This window comes from Lacinutrix himadriensis (assembly GCF_001418105.1).
GTDB lineage: Bacteria > Bacteroidota > Bacteroidia > Flavobacteriales > Flavobacteriaceae > Oceanihabitans > Oceanihabitans himadriense.
Genome location: NZ_LIQI01000022.1, coordinates 532,157 through 554,279, shown reverse-complemented (window position 1 = coordinate 554,279; position 22,123 = coordinate 532,157). Strand labels below are relative to the sequence as shown.

Below are 22,123 nucleotides of genomic sequence, written 5' to 3'. Positions count from 1 at the left end.
AATGAAAACAGTTCAACTAGTAAAACATAAAAATAAAGACTGGGAATATATTAATGAAAAACAAAACTTAAAAGAACCTTTAGTCTTGGTTTTTGGTAACAGATATATGTTAGAAGATGAAGCTGTTTACAGTGATATTAGACAGTTGTTTCCAGATGGACATATTGTTTTTGCGTCTTCTTGTGCAGAAATTTCATCGAATACAGTAAATCAAGATAGCATTACAATAACCGCTATCGAGTTTGAAAAAAGTAAGTTTATAATTAAAACAAGTAATGTTTTAAACGCAGATTTAGATAGCTATAAAACAGGAAATGATCTGATTCAGCAATTGCCTCAAGAGGGTTTAAAATATGTATTTGTAGTTTCTGAAGGTAGCTTTATTAATGGTAGTCAACTTACCAAAGGGATGAGCGCTTCTACAGAAGATAATATAATTATAACTGGAGGTTTATGTGGTGATGATGCACGTTTCGAAAAAACATTAGCATCGTATAATGAAAGTCCGAAAGAAGGAGAATTAGTTGCTGTTGGTTTTTATGGCGATACCCTAGAAATATCTTTTTCCATTCATGGAGGATGGACACCTTTTGGTCCAGAACGTATTGTAACTAAATCTAAAGACAATATTTTATATGAATTAGACGGGTTACCAGCTTTAGATTTGTACAAAAAATATTTAGGCGATAAAGCTAAAGACTTACCTGGAGCAGCTTTATTGTACCCTTTAAACGTTACCTCTACAGACGAAAAACAATCTATTGTAAGGTCTATTTTAAATATAAATGAAGAGGATAACGCTGTAATCTTAGCAGGAGATATTAAAGAAAATTCTAAAGTGCAGTTAATGATGACCAATGTGGATAACATTGCAAACGCATCAGAACGCGCAGCAAAACAAGCATTAGAACACAGAAAAAACAAACCAGAACTAGCAATATTAGTTAGTTGTATTGGTAGAAAGTTGGTATTAGATCAGCGTGTGGAAGAAGAAATTGAAGAGGTTATTGAAGTTATAGGTAAAGACACCATAACTAGTGGTTTTTATTCTTACGGAGAAATTGCTCCTTTTCATGGTGAAATGGCTTGCCAATTACACAATCAAACCATGACCATAACGCTAATTAGTGAATAATGAATTCATTATTAAAAAGACAAATTCGTAAATTTTTAAGTGACGACTTAAAAAACAATGAGGATATAACTGCGTTTATTAATGCGGTTGATTTGTCTTATAATAATTTTGATGAACAGTCTGTCATGATTCAAAGAGCAATGGCTATTAGCTCTGATGAGTTATATGTTGCTAATAGAAAATTACAAAAGGAAGCAGACGAGCAAAAGGAAGTTATTGATAAACTTAAAAGTGTTATTGATACACTAAAGTTTTATAATTTAAAAGAAGACGAAAAAGAAGAAGAGGTAGAATTAACAGGTTCTAATTTGGTAGATTTTATTGATAATCAAACCAAAGAAATTGTAAAGATGAACAAGCAAAAGCAATCCATGCTAAACGAACTTGCACATCAAAATCAAGAACTTAGCGATTATGCGCACATGGTATCTCACGATTTAAAATCACCGTTGCGTAGTATCGATACGTTGACCGCTTGGCTTGCCCAAGATTATGAGGAAACACTAGATGACAACGGAAAAAACACATTAAAACTGATACGAACTAATGTGGAAAAAATGGATACCTTAATTAGTGGTATTTTAGAATATTCCACCATTGGGAAAAATCGGATTAAAGTTTATGATGTAGATGTAAATAACCTCATTGAAGATATAATAAATAGTATTTATACTCCAGATCATATTCGTATTACAAAAGCCAATTTACCCATAATTAAAGGCGATAAATACAGACTGCAACAACTGTTTCAAAACCTAATTGGTAATGCTATAAAGTATAATGATAAAGCCCAGGGAACTATAGATATTGGCGTAGAAGATCAAGATAAATATTGGCAATTTTATATAAAAGATAACGGAAAAGGTATTGAAGAAACCTACTTTAATAAAATTTTTAAAACCTTTGAAAAGTTAGAAAACAATCCGGAATCCTCAGGAATAGGATTGTCTATAGTAAAGAAAATTGTCGAATTGTATGGTGGCAAAATATGGCTAGAATCTAAAGTCAATTTAGGAACCACTTTTTATTTCACCTTAAAAAAATCCCCAAATGGAACAACCTAATCAATCCTACATTAACAGCCTGTCTAGAGGTGATGAAGCCTTTAAACAAAAACTAATAGATGTTATTAAAAAAGAGTTTCCAGAAGAGAAACAAGTGTATCTTAATAACTACAATGCTAAAAATTATAAGTTAGCTGCAGATAATGTGCATAAACTTAAACATAAAATTAGTATTTTAGGGCTCGAAAAAGGATATGAAGTTGCAGTAGCGTTCGAAAATAATTTACTGGAAGGTACTACAAACCAGAAAGAAGCATTTGAAGCTATCTTAAACAGCATAACAGAATATCTAGAAGAAATTTAAATATACCATATGAATTGTATTGTAATTGACGACGAAGCTACAGCAAGAATGATTATTTCTCAATTATGCTCCAATGTACCAAGTCTTAATGTTTTAGAAGAGTTTCCTAATGCAATGCAAGCTATTAAATACTTAAATCAAAACGAAGTTGATTTAATTTTCTTAGATATACACATGCCAGATTTTACAGGTTTCGATTTTATTGAAACACTAAAAAATCCACCAAAAATAGTACTTACCACATCCGATCCTAACTTTGCAATCCAAGCTTTTGAGTACGATTGTATTGTCGATTATTTGGTAAAACCAATAACACAAGAACGTTTTAATAAAGCTATAGATAAAGCCGAAGCCAAACAAAGCAAGCCTGTTGCCATACAATCTCAAACAGAAAAAGTAGAAGCTACTTCTGGTAATGATTTGTATGTAAATATAGACAGACGCTTAATTAAAATAGATATACCAAGTATTTATTTAGTAGAAGCAAAAGGAGATTATATTCAAGTGAAAACCGAAGATAAAAACTATACCGTACATTCTACTTTAAAGAAAATAGAAGACAAGCTTCCGGACGATTTGTTCTTAAAAGTGCACCGATCTTATATTATAAATATTCAAAAAATTATAGATATTGAAGATAACAGTGTACTTATTAAAAAGGATGTTATTCCTGTAAGTAGATCGAATAGACCAGAGTTAATGAAGCGTTTAAATCTTTTGTAGGTATTACAACGATTTTATTAACACTTTTGTCTTAAACTTTTTTTCAAGCATTTTTAAAAACAACAAATACTTTTAATCCTTCTACTTTCGAAGTGTAATCTTTTAAGGGATTGAATGATTAATTAGGGTAAAAAAGGCAAAAGGAAACTTTTGTCTTTTTTTTTGCTCCTAATTATCGATAAATGAATGTTCTAATCCTTTATCTAAAAAAAAACACCACTCGTCTACACTTTAAATTGCGCTAATCGAAAAACATAAAATGGAACTCGCTTTCCTCATAGTTTTGTCATCAAATTAAACCAATCACGATGAAAAAATTAGTAATTATTACAGCTGTCTTATTTAATATGTTTTTAATGTCTTGCTCTGTTGAAGAGGAAGTTAGTACTTCAGGAAATTCTACAACAGAAGTTGTAAACGTAACATACACAACATTAGATTATGAAATTGCAGAGCTTATTAATGCGCATAGAATTTCACAAGGACTTAATGCATTAAACATTCTTAATGCAGCATCTAAAGAAGCAATTGTACACAATCAATATATGGCTAGTCAAGGTACTATTAGTCATGATTATTTTAGTGAGCGTTCTCAAAATTTAAAAAATGCCGTAAATGCCAAAAAGGTTTCAGAAAATGTAGGCTACGGGTATAGTAGCGCGGCATCTATAGTAAACGCTTGGTTAAATAGTGACGGACATAGACAAGCTATAGAAAACCCAAGCTATACCGACTTTGGTATTTCTTCAAAAGAAGATGAAACAGGTAGTAATTACGTAACAAACATCTTTGTAAAGCTATAATTTAAAATAGCTTATCTACACAAAATTACCATTCGTCTACACTAAAGCTACACGAAACGAAAAACATATTTTAAAGCAGGTTATACCAGTAAATTTGTACTGTAAATAAGAAATAAAGAAACCATGATAACAAAATTACACATCTTAAAAAATCAAATAGTAATCTTAGCAGTAGTGTTGTTTAGCATAACAATACAAGCACAGAATACACCTTTTAATTGCGATTTTAGTGCTTACTTATTTCAACGTAATGATGTGTACGCGATAGACTTAGCTTCTGGTAATTCTTACTTAGCAGCAACAGATATTACAGAAGGAAATATTAATGCTACAGCTTATAATCCTGCAGATGGTTTTATTTGGGGATATTTAAGTACACCTTCTAAAACAATTGTTAGAATTGGTAAAGATTTTCAAACCACTTCTTTTACAATACCAGAATTAACAACAGGAAATAAATATGTTGGAGATATTAGTCCAGAAGGGATTTATTATTTTAAAGCTGGCGGAAGAAGCTATTTTAAAATTGATTTAAATCCAGACTCAGCAACCTATACACAATACCTATCTACAGAAAATTTAACGCAAAATATTAGCATTCATGATTGGGCTTTTAATGCAGTAGATGGTAATATATATGCCGTAGAAAAAACTACAAATATTTTATATAGAATAGACCCAACAACAAGTGTGGTACAAGCTTTAGGTGAAGTGCCAATTTTATCCGGATTAAGTTATACTTACGGAGCCGTTTATTTTGATGCAGATGGTCGTTTTTATGTTTCTGCTAATGAAACAGGAACTGTTTATGTGATACAAAGTGTTCAAGATTTAAATACGACATCTACTATGGACTCTAACTTATTTGCATTTGGACCATCAAGTTCTAGTAACGATGGCGCACGTTGTCCTACAGCTCCTGTAGCACAAGAGATTTGCGATAACGGTATTGATGATGATGGCGATGGTTTAATAGATTGTGAAGATCCTTCTTGTTCTGGTTTTGGTAGCTGCGAAGTGATTGCGCCTCCAACAACTGCTAACGATGGTGGTTTAGAAAGTAACGGAAGATTATCGGAAGCAATCAGCAAACGTAATTTTAATCGTGCTAAAAAGAGCTATACGTTTGACCAAATGTCGGCAAAACGTGTCACTCCAAACCCGGTAAATTATACGAGTAGAACAACCAATGATTTTCAATTACAAGATTTTGTACCATTAGCAACTATCCACGAAGATTATGCAGTAGAATCAACACCAACAGACTTATTAAACATTACCAATGCAACAGAAGTATACTCTGTAGATTATATGCAAAACGATGCATCAATAGCTTCCATTTTAGCTTTAAAAACAGAAAACGGAGTTTACGAACACACCAAATATATTTGCGATAGATTATTAGGAGCAGAATTAATTTCAGTTTCAACTATAGATATCAACGAACAAGCATTTATTAAATCCATTATAAAAAATGCAGATGGTTCTTTTGAATATGTTTTAAGTTTATCGGCTAAAGTAGCTAACAACGATGCGAACTTTGCAGTAGAAAGCCACTGGAATTTAGATGTATATGAAGAAGATGTAACCTTTTACAACTTTCAAATTTGGTCAAATTCTATAGACGATTTATATAGCTTATCTCAAGAAGTATTAAACTTATTAGAAGTAGTAAAACCAATTTCTGGTTACGAGTTATCTACGCCTCCAACCGTTTTTGTAAGAAAAGGAAAGTATAACAATGGCGCTTTAGATCTTCAAATAATAAATACCAATGCAACCGAAAATGTAACTTTCGATTCTGGTTTTAGAGAAACAGAAACTAGCGAATTTAACTACACATCTTCAAACCTGAATTTAAACGAAAATTACATTACAGAAATTCAAGTACCAACAGGGAATTTATTTGATGTCGGATTTAGAATTGGAGATGGCATAAACACACCAGACGATTTATTTATGTCGGATGGCCCTTGGGGAATTGACGATTCGCAAACCAGTACAGAAGTACTAACTACGCTATTTCGCCAAATACAAATAATTTTGATGCAGCAGATTTTCCAATAGAAAGAAACCTAACATTAAGCGCATATACAAGTACTTATTTTGCAGCTTACAGAGCATTAACACCACGTTTTAAAGCAGTAGATGTAACTAATTACGATAACTTTAAACTTAAAGCAAAAGGAACAGGGAACTTAGAGATTACTTTAGTAAAACAAAGCATCAGCAACTGGGAAGAGCAATACAAAACAACCATTGCTTTAACAGCGAATTACCAAAGTTTTGCTATACCATTTTCAGCATTTACATCTGCTTTAAATACCCAATTACAAGCAAACGATGTGGTTACCATAGTATTTACCATGGTAAGCGAAGACGGAACAAGAACAGCAAAAGAAATGCATGTACAAGATGTACGTTTCTCTACAGGAAATACCTTATCTGTAAACGATTTTGAAAAAGAAACGACAACCACTTCCGTAAAAGCGTATCCAAACCCAATGCGAAATGCATCTAGCATTCACTTTAGTAGCAATCAAAAGGAAACAGTACAACTAGTTATTTATAACCAATTAGGTAAAGTAGTATTTCATAATACAGTAAATGCACAAGCAGGAAAAAACCAAATAGCAATAGAAAGAAATAATCTAAGTTCTGGTTTATACATCTGTAAAATAATAAGTTCAAAAACTCAATATAGTCCCTTGAAGTTACTTGTAAAGTAACACTAATTATTTATTGATAGTGTAGGAACCTAAAAACTAATAATAGCTTATAAGTTGGTTTCTACTAAAGGCAAGAGCGAGGGTTCTTGCCTTTTTTTTGGTTTTATTTTAAGGGAAAAATGTACTAGTTTGAATTGTCATTCAGAAGGAGTTTCGATGGTGATTGAATAACAGAAGCATCTCAATTAATGAAAATTTCCATTACATGAGATGCTTTGCTGTACTCTATATGTCAGAATTTGAGTTGTCATTCAGAAGGATGCTAGATGAGTTGTTAGAGTTGTCATTCAGAAGGAGGTACGACTGAAGAATCTCTTTTTTATGAAATTTAAATACCGTAATTACGGGAAACCTTATTATGAGGTTTTTTTTAAGTGGTATATTTATTCTTTAAATTCTGGTAGACTAGTCTTTTTTTTTCTTAATCAGAATAATATAAAAACTGGAAACAAATGACAAATTAAAAGAGAAGCAAAATGAATTAAGAATATCATTACTTAAGCTAGAAATTAATTCAGATAATCTAGAATCTGAAATTGATAAGTTGTCTAAAGAAATTGAATCTTCTTTTAGTGATACAGAAAACTTAAATGAGATATTACTAAATCTTGAAAGTCTTAAGAAAGCACCTAGTGACTATGAATTTAAAATTTTAAGATCTAAAGTAGAGACGAATATTATAATTCTAGTTTTTAATAAAAGGGTGGAACAAGACATGAGTTTTGTTAAAAATATAGATTCAATAAAATTAAAAAACAAAAATTTTAATGAAGTATTTATTGTTCATGGTCATGATGATGAGATGAAGAAAATTGTAGAAGAGTTTATCTTTAGTTTAGGTCTTAAGCCTATTATTTTCCGCAAAGAACCAAATCATAGTCGTACAATAATTCAAAAATTGAAAGATTTATCTCATGTGAATTTTGCGATTATTTTATTATCTGGAGATGATTATGGGTTTTCGAAAAGCTCTAATCACGAAAAAGCAAGATTAAGAGCTAGACAAAACGTTATTTTCGAAATGGGATATTTTCTTGGTAAAATAGGTGCAGATCACACGTTTACCTTGTTTAAATCAGGTGAAAACTTTGAATTCCCTTCTGATTTATCAGGGGTATTATATGAGCCATTAGATAACGAAGGAGACTGGAAAATAAAATTAATTGATGAATTAAAATTAATAGGATACAATCCTACTCCCTAAAAACAGGCTTTTCAAACAACAACCATTTAAAACGCAATCCAACCTCATTAAAAGTAAAACCAGCAGCAGTTGCAGAGGCAATATTACTTCGAGTACCAAATAGGTTTGCCATACAACGATCGGAGAATTTATAACCTAGCTTCCCTTGTATTCTATAGGTGCTTTGGCTTTTATCGTCTTCAATATATTGTAATCCTGTTGCAGCAGTCAATTCGTAAAACCATTCTTTAGGTTTCGCTATGTTTTCGTCTTTAATAATATTAGCAAATACTTCTACAGCATTAAAAGTTTCTGGTGAGAAATACACCGTTGGCACTTGGTTTTTAAACGTAATGTATTGGTAGTTTACACCTGCTTTAAGCGATGGTTTTGGTAAAATGTTATAGTATAAAGAAGTAAACAATAGGTTTCTTGCATTGCTATCGCTTTGGCTGGTATAAAAGTATTGTGTAAACCAACCTAAGTTAAAATTTGTGTTTAAACTATAGTTTGCATAATAGTTGTTTTGCACGATTTCACGATCTAATAATTCGGCATTAAAGCTTTGTAATTCGCGTTTGTAACCAACCGTTAAATCTTGTAATTTAAAAGGTTTAATATTAAACGATACATCGGTTAATAGTTGGGTATAATCATTTGTAGTTGCTTTTGCAGAGGTAAATCCTGCGGTACCCTTAAAGGTTACGTTTGGTAATAATTGATAAGATAACCCTAAACTAAAGTCGTTAGAAGTTGCATCGTTATTAGTAACAGCATTGGTGGTGTTTCTGTAATTATAGCTTGCTAATACTTTAAATTTTGTAGAAAACGGAAATTCTAAATTGTTATTAAACGCAAATGCTTCGTTATCGCCATTATCAAAAGTATAGGATGTTTTTCCTTCGTAAAAAGGGGTAAAGGTAGTGTTGAGGTTTTTAATAAAGTTGGTCGCATCTTTTTGATTGTCGTAAAACTTTAAGGTGTTTTCTGCAGAGGTATAAGCAGCTTCATATTTACCTAAAGCTTTTAATGCATTTGCGTTTCCTAAGTTCCCATCAAAAGAAGTACTGTCATTTACCAAAATTTGGTCGTAATCTTTGACACTCTTTTTAAAATCACTTTTATAAATATTAAGGGTAGCACGTAAAGCTAATAACCAGTTTTCGTTAGGTTTGGTTTCTATTAAACTATTAATAAGTGTATCTGCTGCTTTGTATTTTTTGTTCCAAATTAAAGCCTGTGCATAACGTTCTGTCGTTTGTTGGCTAAGTGTCGGTTCTGTCTTTTTATCTAGACTTTCAAAAGCTTCTGTACTTAGTTGTAATGCCTCTTTTTCTTTTCCGTTTAAATGCGAAACTAATGCTAAACCGTTTAATGCTGTGATTTTATTTTCAGGATTTTCAGCTAAAATGTTATAGGTTGCTTTAGCATCTTCTAAACGATTGGCAATTAAATATAAGTTGGCTAAATTTAATAAGGTGTCTTTATCATTATCAAAAAGAGTTAGGTTTTCTTTTAGTAATAATTCAGCTTCATCGTATTTTTGCGATTGTTGTTTTTGGTAAGCATATCCTAAATACATGTATTTTTTAGAAGTTAATGCATTTGGGTTTCCTGGTAATACTTCTAGAGCTTTATCTACATATTTTAAAGCATCTTCATATTCTTTTAAATTAGAAAGTGTGTTGGCATAACTTAATAATGCAGGAAAGCTTTTCGGATCTTCATCTATCAAACCTTTAAAATAGGTTTTGGCTTTAGGGAAATTGCTATTCCATAATAAAGACTCTCCGTAATTTAGTTTCACCTCAAAATCGGTTGGGTAATCTGCTAATAGATTTGTAAAAAGCGTATTCGCTGCTTCTGGTTTTCCGTTTAATCCAATAGCACGACCATAACATAGTCTTGCCGTTTTATTGTCTGGGTGTTCTTTTAATATATTTTGGAAAAACGTTTCCGCTTTAGCGTACTTACCTGTTTCTAAATAGGTAAAGCCTTCTTGCATGTCTTGTGCATGGCTAAAAAAAGCTGTTAATAATAAGGTAAGTAAGGCAAAAAATTTAAGTTTCATGTTCTGGTTTTTAATCATTTGCAAGTTAGGCATTCATTTCCATTCATTCATCTACAGCAATGGTCCACTCGTCGAAATCCAATGGAATCTCATGGCTTTCCATTGCATCTTTGCATCAGAAATCAGACACAAACAAAACAAAAATAACAATTATGGCACTAACAATTACACAGCAAAACAACATCATTACATTAGAAGGTGTATTAAATACAAATACACTAAGTAGTTTTAAAAATCACTTTAGTGCTATTTTAAATACGAATAAAGAAGTGACTTTAGATATAGATAAGGTTACCGAAATTGATGCATCTGGAATGCACGCATTAAAAGAAATGTACACCAATGCAATCCATAACAACAATATGTTTTTTGTGGTTGGTTATGGTTGTAAAGATGTTTATGAAGATTTTAAATATCCAAACGTAGCCTAATTAGTACTAACAAATATCACAGAATAAGATGCAAGCTTTATCTATATTAAAATCGAAAAAAATAACTCCAGAACAAGTGTTCATGCTAAGTGTATTAGCTGTAAATGGAGGTAATTATTTGTACAATCTTATTTTAGGTCGTGTATTAGGTCCAGCACAATTTGCAGATGCAGCGGTGTTGATCACCTTTTTATTAGTGCTATCTTTTGTAGCGATGACCTTTCAATTAGTAACTGCAAAATTTTCAGTGGTTTTTGAAAACGATACGTTTAAAAATTTCGTCTCCAAGATTTATAAAAATGCAACGATTGTTGGATTGGGATTAGGAGCGTTAATCATTGTATTTGCAAACCAACTACAAGCCCTTTTTAATACATCGTCTTCTAGCATGTTTACCATTTTTGGAATTGGAGTGCCTTTATACTTTTTAATGAGTGTGAATCGCGGTGTGTTTCAAGGAAAAAAAGAATTTAAATCTTTATCGATTACCTATCAAGCCGAAATGTTAAGCAGATTAATAATCACTTTAGCTTTAATCTTCTTGTTCGATATACAATCTTCGGTGGTGATTGCAATTGGTATTTTAATTTCTTTCGGATTTGGATTGGTTCCTTTTAAATTTAAAAATCTAAACCTTAAAAAGACGATTGCTATAGAGGCAAGCCAGTCGAAACAAGTAAGAAGCTTTTTTATCATTACAGCGTTTTACGAGTTTACACAGATTATAATTAACAATAGTGACATCTTATTAGTCAAACATTACTTTGATGCGTACGAGGCAGGATTATATGCTTCATTAGCCTTAATAGGTCGTATTGTTTACTTCGTAGCTTGGATGTTTGTGATGTTGTTATTACCAACAGTCGTTCAGCTTAAAAAAGAAGGAAAAGAAACCGCGCCAATTTTATTTAAATATGTTGGTTACATCGCAGCAATTGCAACAGCAATCGTAATTGGTTGTGCATTGTTTCCAGAAACTGCAATTACCATATTATTTGGAGATAGCTATTTAGCCATGGCGCCATTGTTATGGAAATACGCTTTAGCAACTGGCTTGTTTGCCATATCCAACATCTTTGCGTATTACTATTTATCCTTAGACAAGTTTGTTCCTGTAGTAATTTCTGGAGTCTTCGGAATGCTTCAAATGGGATTAGTTATCTTTTTTCACGATAGTTTAGAACAAGTAGTACACATGCAAATTGTAGCAATGATTTTATTGTTAGTAGTGCAGATCTTCTTCTTCGTTTTGGATACGAAACGTAAGTAATAAAAAAAGAATTTTATATTATTAGTCTATATAAAGGAAAGGGCTGTGGTTTTATACTGCAGCTTTTTCAGTTTATAGCTTTTGTGTTAACTACTTGAAAATAAGCAAATCTACACTTTATTACCATTCGTCTACAGCAACACGCAACCTATCTAAAGTTACCGGATTTAATGTCTTTTAAAACGCAAATTTGTAGTGTAATTAGGAAATAACATATAAACAACAAACTTATGAACCATCCAGAAACGGGTTCTTCTTTAAAAGAAAAAATTAAAACTGGATGCAACATAAGATCTTTAAAAAACAATAAATAACGAACTTATGAAACTAGCAATCGTAACCGCATATCCACCAAGTAAAGTAACCTTAAACGAGTACGCTTACCATTTAGTAAAGCACTTTAGACAAAAAGAAAATGTTACTGAAATTGTTTTACTTACAGATAAAACGGAAGGTGCAAAAGATATTGCTTTTACAGAAAACGGTTGCAAGATTACAGTGAAAGAATGTTGGGCATTTAATAGCTACACAAACATTATAAACGTTACTAAAGCGATTAATAATACACAACCAGATGCCGTGTTATTCAACTTACAATTCATGAAGTTTGGAGACAAAAAAGTAGCAGCGGCTTTAGGCTTAATGTTACCATTAGTTTGTAAGCTGAAAAAGATTCCAAATATTGTGTTATTACATAATATATTAGAAGAAGTAGATTTAGGTTCTGCAGGATTTACAAGCAGTAAAATCATGCAAAAAGTATATGGTTTTATAGGAACTAGCTTAACAAAGTTAATCTTACAAGCAGATACGGTTGCAGTAACGATGCAAAAATATGTGGACGTTTTAGAGAAAAAATACAATGCTACAAATGTGACTTTAATTCCGCATGGAACTTTTGAAATCTCTGAAGAAAAACCAGAATACAGCTTACCACAAGGACCTTTACAAGTGATGACTTTCGGGAAATTTGGTACCTATAAAAAAGTAGAAGGTATGATTGAAGCGGTGGAGAAAGTAAGAGCAACTACAGGATTAGATTTGGAGGTTGTTATTGCAGGAACCGACAACCCAAATGTACCTGGATATTTAGCAGATGTACGCGCAAAATATATGCATGTATCGCAAGTCCGTTTTACAGGTTATGTAGAAGAATACGAAGTGCCAACCTTATTTAAAGAAAGTGCCGTAGTCGTATTTCCATACACATCAACAACTGGAAGCTCAGGTGTTTTACACCAAGCAGGAAGTTATGGTAAAGCAGTAGTGATGCCAGATTTAGGAGATCTTGCTTTATTAGTAAAAGATGAAGGTTATAAAGGGGAATTTTTTGAGCCAACTTCTGTAGAAAGTTTAGCAAATGCAATTGAAGCTATTGTAACCAATGAAGCACACCGAATTGCTTTAGGAAAAGCAAACTATAAAGCTGCAACAGCATATCCAATGGAGAAAATTGCAGATATGTACGTATCCCATTTTGATAGAATTATAGCTAGAAAAGCACCTCCAAGTAAAAAAGCATTAAAACCTACTAATGCATAAGACACAGTAAATCGACACCTTTTTTTGTCCCAAAACAATTAAGAAACCTATTATTATTTAGAAGAAAGTATAACGGAAGAATCTAAGAATTAACCTATTTGATTTGAGATTCTTCGCTTTACTCTTAATGATAAACTAACTAAATGTATTAGTTAGTAATGTATTGAAACGATGCCTTTTTTGCCCCATTTTTATCGATAAACCCAAAATGTTTTTGGGTATTTCGACGCCAAGGTCTGCTACCTACAACAGCAGTTGGCACATCCACAAAATCATATAAAGTCCAAGACATAAATTGCAACGCATTAGCAGCAATAATCTCTTGGATTTTTTTGTGGTAATTGGCTTGGTCTTCTTTGGAAGAACCAAGAGGTTTCCAGAAACCGCTATAAGAAGAGATTCCAAATTCTTGTAATACCAATGGTTTGTTAGGAATGTCTTTACGCATGGTTTTTATAGCAGCATCCAACTCGCTTAAACCTTCATAATAATGAAACGAAACAATATCCACTTTGTCTTTTAAAATGGGAGCACTTTGTGTGTTAGACCAACCAATAGTTACGGGATGTTCTGCATCTACAGATTTTACTAAATCGATCATATTATCCAACCAAGCGATAACCATATCTTTTCCTCTAGATTCAAAATCAAGGTTTGGTTCGTTTTTAATATCCCAAGCAATAATAGCGTTGTGGTCTTTAAAAGTGGAGACTATGGTGGCTGCGTGACGCTGATTTAAGGTCCAACTCATCACCGAATAATCGCCATAGAAATCAAATAAAGTCAACACGACTTTTAGGTTGTTTTCTTCCGCAGCATCTAAAGTTTGTTTTAGTTTTTCTAGCTTTTTCGGATTTACATCTGCTTTTCCAAAATCATCATATTGCACAAAAATTCGAACCGAATTCAAACCGGCATCTTTAATGATTTTAAAGTCGTTAGCAATAATGTCTTTCGCAAAAGCGTCTCCAAACATATTCCAAGGCGTTGCTTTCGGATAATAATTAATGCCTTTAATAATTAAACTATCGGTTTCTATTTTTGCTGTTTTTGCTTCAAAAGGATTACTGCTTTCTTTTACCAAATGTCTAATACGCCAAAAGCCATCTTCTAGCAAAAACACCATTTTATATGTGGATGTTTCGGTAGTTTCTAGTACTAATTTTTCTGCTTTAAAAACCCGTTTATACTCTACAACATCTCTATCTGTAATCACAGCAAGTTGCCCGTCTTCACTAAAAAATTCTAAAGTTGGATTGTGGTTTAACGTGGTCGCTTCAATGGTGGTGTTTTCGGCTTTGTTTAAGTCAATAAAAGCATATAAATTTTCTCTGGCACTATCGGTATAATAATCTTTTATGCCAGCAGTTTTATTCGTTTTATAAGCGATTTGTTTTACATACCAAGCATCTAAATAATCGTTTTGTAAGGCATTTAAATTTTCGGTATCCATTAGTCTACCTTCATTAGTTAAAGGTTCCCAAATTAATTTCGGAGCGTATTGTTCTACTTTTTGTATTTCGGTATGCAGCATGGTGCTTCTATCTGCTCCAGTATTTAGGTAGCTAAAAAGCGCGCTAATACCAGAAATAATCAAGGCTACAATCATAATATATGAGATTATTAATATGGTACGTAGTATGTTTTTATTAAGACCTACCATAGTTTTTTGTTATTAAATGTTTTGTCTATTCCTGCAGTTTCTACACGGAAATTATACGTGTCATTTTCGTAAACAGCTGGTTTCAAATAAAAGGTAACATAGCCATTAAAAGATGTTTTTGTAATGGTATCTATAAGCATATCATCTTTGTAAATTAAAAGTTTGACGTGTAAACCATCCGGAATCATTTGCTCCATAAAACTTTGTAAAGGACCAACTAATATTTCGCGGTTTTTGTTAGTAAAGGCAACGTCAAAATCGTCGATAACACTTTGATAATCTAAGGTAATCGTATTGCTTTCTGCCATACCATCCACATAGGCTTTAATGCTCCAACTATCTTTAAAATCGGGATGAATAATTTTAGAATGTGCAACACCTTCAATAGTAGTTCCTGTAGTTTTTAAAATATTTCCACTTGCATTCGTAATAAAAAAGGTGACAAATGTACCATCACTAACCACATTATCTTGCTTGTCTTTTAGTACAGAAGTATTAAAAGTAGTTACCTGATTGCCGTCGGCATAATTATGTGGTCGTTTGGCTGCAATAGTAAAATCTGTAGGAATTGCAGCCCATACATTAATAGTGAATTCTTTCGAATTGATACCTAAACTTTCTGAAGACACTAACATACGTCCGCTTTCTCTTTTCGAATTAATGTTTCGATAAGAAATGAAGTTCTTGGTGAAAACAGCATCATTTTCTTCGGAAGCTAAAAACTGAAACTTCGCATTTACCTTCGTATTTGTTGGTACAGGATTATCTAAAGAATCGGTTGGAATAACAACCAACATGGTATAATCTGATCCTCCAGCTTCTATACTTGGCGGACCAATATAGGTTTCCATGGTTGCTACTTCCGCTTTTGGATGCATATAGAATTGACTAGAAATAGATGTGTTTTCATCTAATAACTTCCAGTGCACTACACCAATTTTTCTGGTGATGTTTTGCGGAATAATATATTGAAGTGCATTGTCTTTTAAGGTTGCAGAAACTAGAGTAGAACCATAACTATTCGAACAATAGAGTAGTGGTTTTTCGCCTTCGGAAGCCGTAAATTTTAAAACCACAGCATTTCCAACTGCATAATCTGTTTGTGTAGTTAATAATTGGATAGGATTTGTCGCTTCGTTGTTTTGCACAACAGCAAACGATGATAATAAAATCAAGCCTAAAAGAAATATGTATGTACGTTTAAGTTGCATTAATTCGGACTTCCTATATATGTGTTAATTTCTATTTTAATATAACTAAAATCGGGATGGTCAATTTTTTGTAATTGTGCATCGCTATGATTTTCAATTCTGTTTGGCACTATTTTTCCAGCAATAGCATCGTTTGGTAAACCATTTACAAAAATGTTTTGCATGTCTGTATTTATGATTTTTACGGCACCATCTTTCAGTATTTCGTATTCAAAATCTTGCTTGCGTTGTTGTCGCACACCTTCTTTTACAAATAGATGATCTACCCAAAGCATCTCTTTATTTTGGTCATAATAAGTCACTAAAAGCTGCGGTATGGTAATTTCTTGGATGCCGCTATTAAATAAGTTTCCGTTGATGGAGCCTTCTTGAATAGTAATGGCGCTTAACACGACGTTTTTATACAAGTCAGATCCAGATACATTTCCTGCAATTTGTAAGTTGAATTTGGTGGGTTGTTCTTCAAATTCAATAGGCGTAAATTCGTCTGGATTAAACGTATCTGGAATAGAATCTTGCGTTCTAGACCAAGCAATCCCTTCAAAATTAATACGGAAACTACTCGATTCTTTCGGCATTAATTTATGCTTCACATGATACTTTGCATTATATGTTGCTAGTTGTTTATTAGCATCGTTGTATAAGGTTCCTTTTAAAATAACATCTGCAGGCACATTGTCTATATTTTGAATTTCTCCAATGATAGCATAACTGCCATCATACTGCACCAGTTTAGCAGAGACCACTTCTAGAACAGGTTGTTTTAAAATGTCTTCATGATGGGTTTGTTGTGTGGTAATACGTCTTCTACCTTGGTTGAAATACTTGGTTGCATTAGCAGAATAGAGTTGGTCTGGTGGTAAATCGTTGTTTAAATCGTCTGGTTGTAAATACCATTTTCCTTTTCGTTTGGATAGCGATTTATAATCTACTTTTTCAATTTTCTCTAAAGGCGTAATCCATTGGCTAGTCACTTTCGCCGAAACGGTACTGTCGTTATGTTTGGTGATTTCGGTTGCAATAGCATCCATTTTTGCATAGCTACTTAGTAAACCATCGGTTACCGAAATCTCTAACATGTATTGTGCAATTGGTAACTGATTTTCAGGATCGATTAAACTATGCGCTTTTTCAAATTCTTTAAAATCTAAAGCATCATAATAGGCAATAATGGCATTTTCCGGACTGCGTTGCGAATCGTTTTTGAGGTAGAATAAATAAATACCATAAAACACGGCAACCGCTAATATTAAAGACCAGATGTGCGTAACACGTAAAACATTTCTATTAAACTTATTATAAGTCGTTGGAAACTTTAAAAAGTCAGGAATGGGTTTGATTCGCGTTTTTAAAGCATTAACCCAAAGCATTTGTATGTTTAAAACAAAGGCAATTAAAACGGTTAAAAATGGAATAATTCCCCACATTATTTTTAACCATTTGGCAACATCTTCTTTTGGTAAAATAGATGAAACTGGCGGAATGTTTAGTCGTTCCCAAACCATAATGCCGTTTTCTAATTGTCGTAAACGTTGCCAGCCGCAGAAATAGAGAATGGGATCGTAAAATTTATCGTTAGAAAAAATGTATTTGAGATTGTATTTTTCTGGAGTAGTTAAAAACTGCTGAAGCGAACCAATTCCGGCTACCCCTTTAAATTTCGAGTTTTCTAAACGCTCGATAGGCCTAGTGGTTAACTCTGGTAATCGTCTTGCAGAATGGTAGTTTCCATCCACTGTCATCGCATTCGTTTGTGCACTTAACCAAGCCATTTGATCGCCAAAACCAAGAGTTAAAAATCGCCATTTATCGTGATCATCTTGATTTAAGAAATTCACGATAGGTAACATCTTTATTTTCTGTGGTTGCGATGGTCTAAAATAGTTTAAACTCATAGTAAACACGACCATAAACACCATTAGTCCGGCTAGTATGCCGCCAATAATACGATGGTAAATAGCGCCAAATTTGTTCTGAATTAATTCCTTTAAATCGCCTTCGACAAAACGATAGGTAAATTCGCCTAACATAGGTATAGACAAAATAGAAGCCCAAAGTGTAAATCGATCTAATGTTAATATATTAAATGCCGTTTCCCCTAACATTTTTAAAGGTACAGACGTGGTTCCTCCAGTTCCTAAAATGGTACAAATGGTTATGGATAAACCAAAAAACAAGTATCGTTTGCTGTAATATCTGTAGAATATATATGGTAATAATACGAGTATTATTCCCCAGGGAATTAAAAAGAATACCAATCCGGAAGAGGTGATTTCCAAAAAATTATCTCGAGAACCATGCGGAATAGGAACTTGGGTAATTGGGTTGGCTTTCGAGTTTAGCCAATACGGAAAAATGCATCCTATTATTAATACTAAGGATAACATTCCGAAGCTTACAATACGTTTAAACAATTTGAAAAAGCTATTCAAAAATATTTTGAAGGTGACTTCTTTCATCGAGTTTACTTGCTCTCTAGAAACATCCATAATAACCATTCCTATTAAAGGAAAGATAAAAAAGATCATCCCGAAAATGGGAGTCACATGATGAGAAGTCACTGTTACGGCAATTAAAGATAAGGAGGTTGCTAAGTACCATTTCTTACCCGTTTTTAGCCACAAATAGATTTCTGGTAAGGCATGCATTAAAACTGATACACCTATTATACTTGGTAATTGTCCGAAAATATGAAGTGTTTCTACAAAGGAAGAACTAAAGACTGCTAAAATAGCAGCATAACCAGCAACTGTTTTGTTGGCTGTCATCATTAAAGAAAAACGATAGGCTCCTGTGATAAATAATACAATAGCAATTAAGGCAACACTAAACATCCCAAACTTTAAACCACCAATCATAGACAACAGTCCAATAGATTGATGTACTAACGGCGGATAACTCTGTACCGTAAAACCTGTATACCATTCATAATTCCAAGGTTCAAACCAGCTATTTGCATAATGATCTGCGAAAAACAGGTGTATTAGCGCATCATAAGTAGTTTCCAAAGTGAAAAATATGGCACTACCATGAAAAGCCAGTCCTAAAAGGATGGCAACGATTAAGTATTTATTTGAGGTTTCTTTCATTTAAAGCCTAAGCTATAACAATATGGTAAAGATAAATAAATATTATAGTGCTTCCATTTTTAATTATCTACAGCAATCTACCATTCGTCGACACTTAGTTCTAGGTTAAACTAAATAACAATTTTAGGGCTGTCTTCTCCTGTACATTTGTACCATCAACAACAAATAAAAACAACTTATTATGAAAGTTTTAGCCATAGATGACCAACAATTAGTATTACTTCCTTTACAAAAGAGATTAGTAGAATTAGGTTATGAAGTGAAAATAGAAACGGACGCAACTAAAGGATTAGAATTATATGAATCTTTTAATCCAGATTTAGTTATAGTAGATATTAATATGCCGTTTGTTTCTGGGTTAGATGTTGTAAAACATATAAGAATTACTAAAGATTCGCAAACACCAATTATGGTTTTATCTGGAGATACAAAAGATGAAACGATTACAGAAGGTTTCGATTTAGGGATCAACGATTACATGAAAAAGCCATTAAGCTTAAACGAGATTAGTGCTCGTGTAAAAAGATTAATTGGAGCTCCTGAAGTACAAAACGTAGTGACTAAAAGTGATGTAATGATTCAAGAGCGTTGTGTTGGTGTTGTTATTCCTTGTTATAATGAAGAAGAACGTTTGTTAAGTGATGCGTTTATTAACTATATCGATAAAAACTCTGGTTACCATTTATGTTTTGTAAACGATGGTAGTAAGGATAAAACATTAGAAGTTTTAAAAAATTTACAAAAAGGAAGAGAAGATTTTATTACGGTTTACGACTGTGAGAAAAACGGAGGAAAAGCAGAAGCTGTTCGTTTGGGAATGTTACACATGGCTAAAAAAGAAGATTTAGATTATATCGGGTTTTTAGATGCCGATTTATCTACAGACTTAGCAGATTTTGACGATTTAGTAAAGACGATTGAAACTTCCGATTTTAAAATTGTAAGTGGTTCTAGAATCTCAAGAATGGGAGCGAATATTACTAAAGAATCTGCAAGAAAAATAATCAGTTTAACCATCAATTTTATTATTAGAAAGATCTTAAAAATGGATTTTAAAGACACACAATGTGGTGCTAAAATCTTTCGTAAAGATGTAATACAAATCGCTTTTGGTGAAAAGTTTGTTACCCAATGGATTTTTGATGTAGAAATCTTTAAAAGAATGCGTATCCATTTCGGATTAAAAGAAGCGAAAGCAATGCTTTGTGAGCAACCATTAAAAAGATGGATTCATGCGGATGGTTCTAAATTATCGATGAAAGATTCTATAAAAATTGTCGGACAATTAGGACAAATAGCGTGGGTGTATAGAAACAAAAAACAAGTTATGAAAACAGCAGTTTCTACCAATCTACACGTAGCCTAATTACTAATCGTTAAAATGCCCCAAATCATGAAAACAGGAATTATCATCATCTTTCATAATAATGAGAATACAATGGACCCTTCTTTTTTTATTGAACAAATAAATCAAACGTCCAATTTAGAATTGTGTTTAGTAAACAATGATAGTAAAGATAGTACGAACGATTTGTTACATGAAATAAAAGACTCCTGTGATAATGTATCTGTATTGAATATTCGAAAGTTTAAATCGGATGTTGCAGCAGTAAAAGCGGGAGCAAGATTCATGCATAGTGCATTTCAACTTAAAAATGTAGGTTACGTTTCTATCAATATGTTAAACACTAAATACTATGGGGTAAATAGTTTAATTAAAATGATCGCCGAAAATCAAGAGGCTATTATTAATTATAGTGGCAATCCTTTAAAAAAGAAACAAACCTTATTTCAGAGTTTATTCTCTGTTATGGATTACTTAAAAAATCTAAAAATAGAGAATCCTTTTATCCAACTTCAATATCAAAGAAACCTTTAAAAAGCAGCAGTTATGAAAGTATATCCAATAAAATTCAATCCAATATTAAAAGAGAAAATCTGGGGCGGAAACAAACTAGGAAACCTTTTAGGAAAAGATACAGATAAAGATAATGTAGGTGAAAGCTGGGAGATTTCGGATGTAAACGGAAACATTTCAGAAGTTAGTAATGGCGCATATCAAGGAACAAATTTAAAAGAGCTTATTGAAGCACATGAAGCAACGCTGTTAGGAGCAGAGAACTTTGCCAACTTTGGTTATAACTTTCCGTTATTAATTAAATTTTTAGATGCAAAAACAGATTTATCGGTACAGGTGCATCCAGATAATGTAATGGCTAAAAAACACCATGATTCTTTCGGGAAAACAGAAATGTGGTACATTATGGATAGTGATGCTAATGCAGATATTGTTTTAGGTTTAAAGGATAAAACAACAAATCCAGAATTATTAAATCACATTAATGCAAATAATGTAGATGCTGTTTTTAATAGAGAAGAAGTAAAGAAAGGTGATAGTTTTTTTATTCCAGCAGGAAAAATTCATGCTATTGGAGCAGGAGTTTTAGCTGCCGAAATTCAACAAACAAGTGATATTACGTATCGTGTTTACGATTGGGATAGAACCGATGATTCTGGACAAAAAAGAGAATTACATACCCAATTAGCAGAACAAGCAACGAAGCAGTTTGATTCTAACGGAAAGGCAGTATATGATTTACAACCAAACGCTAGTGCAAGCTTAGTAGATTGTGAATATTTTACAACTAACATTTTAGATGTAACCAATCATCAAGTGAAAGATTATAGCAACTTAGATTCGTTTGTGATCTTTATGTGTGTGGAAGGGGAAGCAGAAATAACTGCAGGTTTACATACCGAAACTGTAAAAATGGGAGAAACTATTTTAATTCCTGCCAATACAGATGAGGTTGTGTTTAGCGCTACTAATGCAAAATTATTAGAAGTTTATGTCGATAAAGGATTGGTGCAAAATATGCAACAAGCTTCTTAATAAGCAAAATAT

18 protein-coding genes are annotated in these 22,123 nt (G+C 32.6%); 14 read left to right on the top strand and 4 right to left on the bottom strand.

The features are described from left to right. The first annotated feature begins 1 nt into the window (after nucleotide 1). The 8 genes from AMD28_RS10100 to AMD28_RS10070 all read left to right on the top strand — a co-directional run bounded on the left by AMD28_RS10100 (nucleotide 2) and on the right by AMD28_RS10070 (nucleotide 7,962). Complete coding sequence (locus AMD28_RS10100; protein WP_055443999.1) at nucleotides 2–1,135, top strand: FIST signal transduction protein; 1,134 nt, start codon at nucleotides 2–4, stop codon at nucleotides 1,133–1,135. Continuing rightward, the gene (locus AMD28_RS10095) at nucleotides 1,135–2,199 is read left to right on the top strand and encodes a sensor histidine kinase (protein WP_055443998.1); all 1,065 of its coding nucleotides are present in this window, start codon (nucleotides 1,135–1,137) and stop codon (nucleotides 2,197–2,199) included. The genes AMD28_RS10100 and AMD28_RS10095 overlap by 1 nt, the downstream gene beginning before the upstream one ends. Further along, a complete protein-coding gene (locus AMD28_RS10090; protein ID WP_055443997.1) occupies nucleotides 2,186–2,503 on the top strand; it encodes an Hpt domain-containing protein in 318 nt (105 codons plus the stop codon). The genes AMD28_RS10095 and AMD28_RS10090 overlap by 14 nt, the downstream gene beginning before the upstream one ends. 9 nt (nucleotides 2,504–2,512) lie before the next feature. Next, nucleotides 2,513–3,226 carry a LytR/AlgR family response regulator transcription factor gene (locus AMD28_RS10085; RefSeq protein ID WP_055443996.1) on the top strand — a complete coding sequence of 238 codons (714 nt, stop codon included), beginning with the start codon at nucleotides 2,513–2,515 and terminating at the stop codon, nucleotides 3,224–3,226. Nucleotides 3,227–3,534: 308 nt separating this feature from the next. After that, complete coding sequence (locus tag AMD28_RS10080; RefSeq protein WP_055443995.1) at nucleotides 3,535–4,029, top strand: CAP domain-containing protein; 495 nt, start codon at nucleotides 3,535–3,537, stop codon at nucleotides 4,027–4,029. A gap of 123 nt (nucleotides 4,030–4,152) precedes the next feature. After that, a complete protein-coding gene (locus tag AMD28_RS10075; protein ID WP_338035235.1) occupies nucleotides 4,153–6,096 on the top strand; it encodes a DUF6923 family protein in 1,944 nt (647 codons plus the stop codon). Nucleotides 6,097–6,374: 278 nt separating this feature from the next. After that, nucleotides 6,375–6,758, top strand: coding sequence for a T9SS type A sorting domain-containing protein (locus tag AMD28_RS19085; protein WP_338035234.1), 384 nt, complete (start codon nucleotides 6,375–6,377; stop codon nucleotides 6,756–6,758). 544 nt (nucleotides 6,759–7,302) lie between these two features. Next, nucleotides 7,303–7,962, top strand: a complete 660-nt coding sequence (locus AMD28_RS10070; RefSeq protein ID WP_055443994.1) for a TIR domain-containing protein — start codon at nucleotides 7,303–7,305, stop codon at nucleotides 7,960–7,962. Here AMD28_RS10070 and AMD28_RS10065 read toward each other — a convergent pair. After that, nucleotides 7,952–10,012 carry a tetratricopeptide repeat protein gene (locus AMD28_RS10065; RefSeq protein ID WP_055443993.1) on the bottom strand — a complete coding sequence of 687 codons (2,061 nt, stop codon included), beginning with the start codon at nucleotides 10,010–10,012 and terminating at the stop codon, nucleotides 7,952–7,954. The two genes, AMD28_RS10070 and AMD28_RS10065, sit on opposite strands and share 11 nt — an antisense overlap. Nucleotides 10,013–10,164: 152 nt before the next feature. On the opposite strand from AMD28_RS10065, the gene AMD28_RS10060 reads away from it, so the two are divergent. The 3 genes from AMD28_RS10060 (at nucleotide 10,165) to AMD28_RS10050 (ending at nucleotide 13,255) form a co-directional block, all read left to right on the top strand. Then, entirely contained in the window at nucleotides 10,165–10,443 is a 279-nt protein-coding gene (locus AMD28_RS10060; protein WP_161804632.1) for an STAS domain-containing protein, read from the top strand. 28 nt (nucleotides 10,444–10,471) lie between these two features. Beyond that, nucleotides 10,472–11,713, top strand: a complete 1,242-nt coding sequence (locus AMD28_RS10055; RefSeq protein WP_055443991.1) for an oligosaccharide flippase family protein — start codon at nucleotides 10,472–10,474, stop codon at nucleotides 11,711–11,713. 321 nt (nucleotides 11,714–12,034) lie between these two features. Beyond that, nucleotides 12,035–13,255, top strand: coding sequence for a glycosyltransferase (locus tag AMD28_RS10050; protein ID WP_055443990.1), 1,221 nt, complete (start codon nucleotides 12,035–12,037; stop codon nucleotides 13,253–13,255). A gap of 148 nt (nucleotides 13,256–13,403) precedes the next feature. Here AMD28_RS10050 and AMD28_RS10045 read toward each other — a convergent pair whose 3' ends face one another. From AMD28_RS10045 to AMD28_RS10035, 3 genes are read right to left on the bottom strand one after another with little or no spacing between them, the layout of a single operon-like run. Then, complete coding sequence (locus AMD28_RS10045; protein ID WP_055443989.1) at nucleotides 13,404–14,918, bottom strand: cellulase family glycosylhydrolase; 1,515 nt, start codon at nucleotides 14,916–14,918, stop codon at nucleotides 13,404–13,406. Beyond that, nucleotides 14,912–16,129 carry a hypothetical protein gene (locus AMD28_RS10040; RefSeq protein WP_055443988.1) on the bottom strand — a complete coding sequence of 406 codons (1,218 nt, stop codon included), beginning with the start codon at nucleotides 16,127–16,129 and terminating at the stop codon, nucleotides 14,912–14,914. The genes AMD28_RS10045 and AMD28_RS10040 overlap by 7 nt, the downstream gene beginning before the upstream one ends. Then, nucleotides 16,129–19,218 carry a hypothetical protein gene (locus AMD28_RS10035; protein ID WP_055443987.1) on the bottom strand — a complete coding sequence of 1,030 codons (3,090 nt, stop codon included), beginning with the start codon at nucleotides 19,216–19,218 and terminating at the stop codon, nucleotides 16,129–16,131. Before AMD28_RS10035 ends, AMD28_RS10040 begins: the two co-directional genes overlap by 1 nt. Before the next feature lie 181 nt (nucleotides 19,219–19,399). Between AMD28_RS10035 and AMD28_RS10030 the strand changes: the two genes are divergently transcribed. The 3 genes from AMD28_RS10030 to AMD28_RS10020 are packed head-to-tail and all read left to right on the top strand — an operon-like array spanning nucleotide 19,400 to nucleotide 22,111. After that, nucleotides 19,400–20,584, top strand: a complete 1,185-nt coding sequence (locus tag AMD28_RS10030) for a glycosyltransferase (protein ID WP_055443986.1) — start codon at nucleotides 19,400–19,402, stop codon at nucleotides 20,582–20,584. Nucleotides 20,585–20,611: 27 nt separating this feature from the next. Beyond that, nucleotides 20,612–21,097 (top strand): glycosyltransferase family protein, encoded by a 486-nt coding sequence (locus tag AMD28_RS10025; protein ID WP_055443985.1) that lies wholly within the window; start codon nucleotides 20,612–20,614, stop codon nucleotides 21,095–21,097. 12 nt (nucleotides 21,098–21,109) lie between these two features. After that, on the top strand, nucleotides 21,110–22,111 hold the full coding sequence (locus tag AMD28_RS10020; protein ID WP_055443984.1) for a type I phosphomannose isomerase catalytic subunit: 1,002 nt from the start codon (nucleotides 21,110–21,112) through the stop codon (nucleotides 22,109–22,111). Nucleotides 22,112–22,123: the final 12 nt, after the last annotated feature.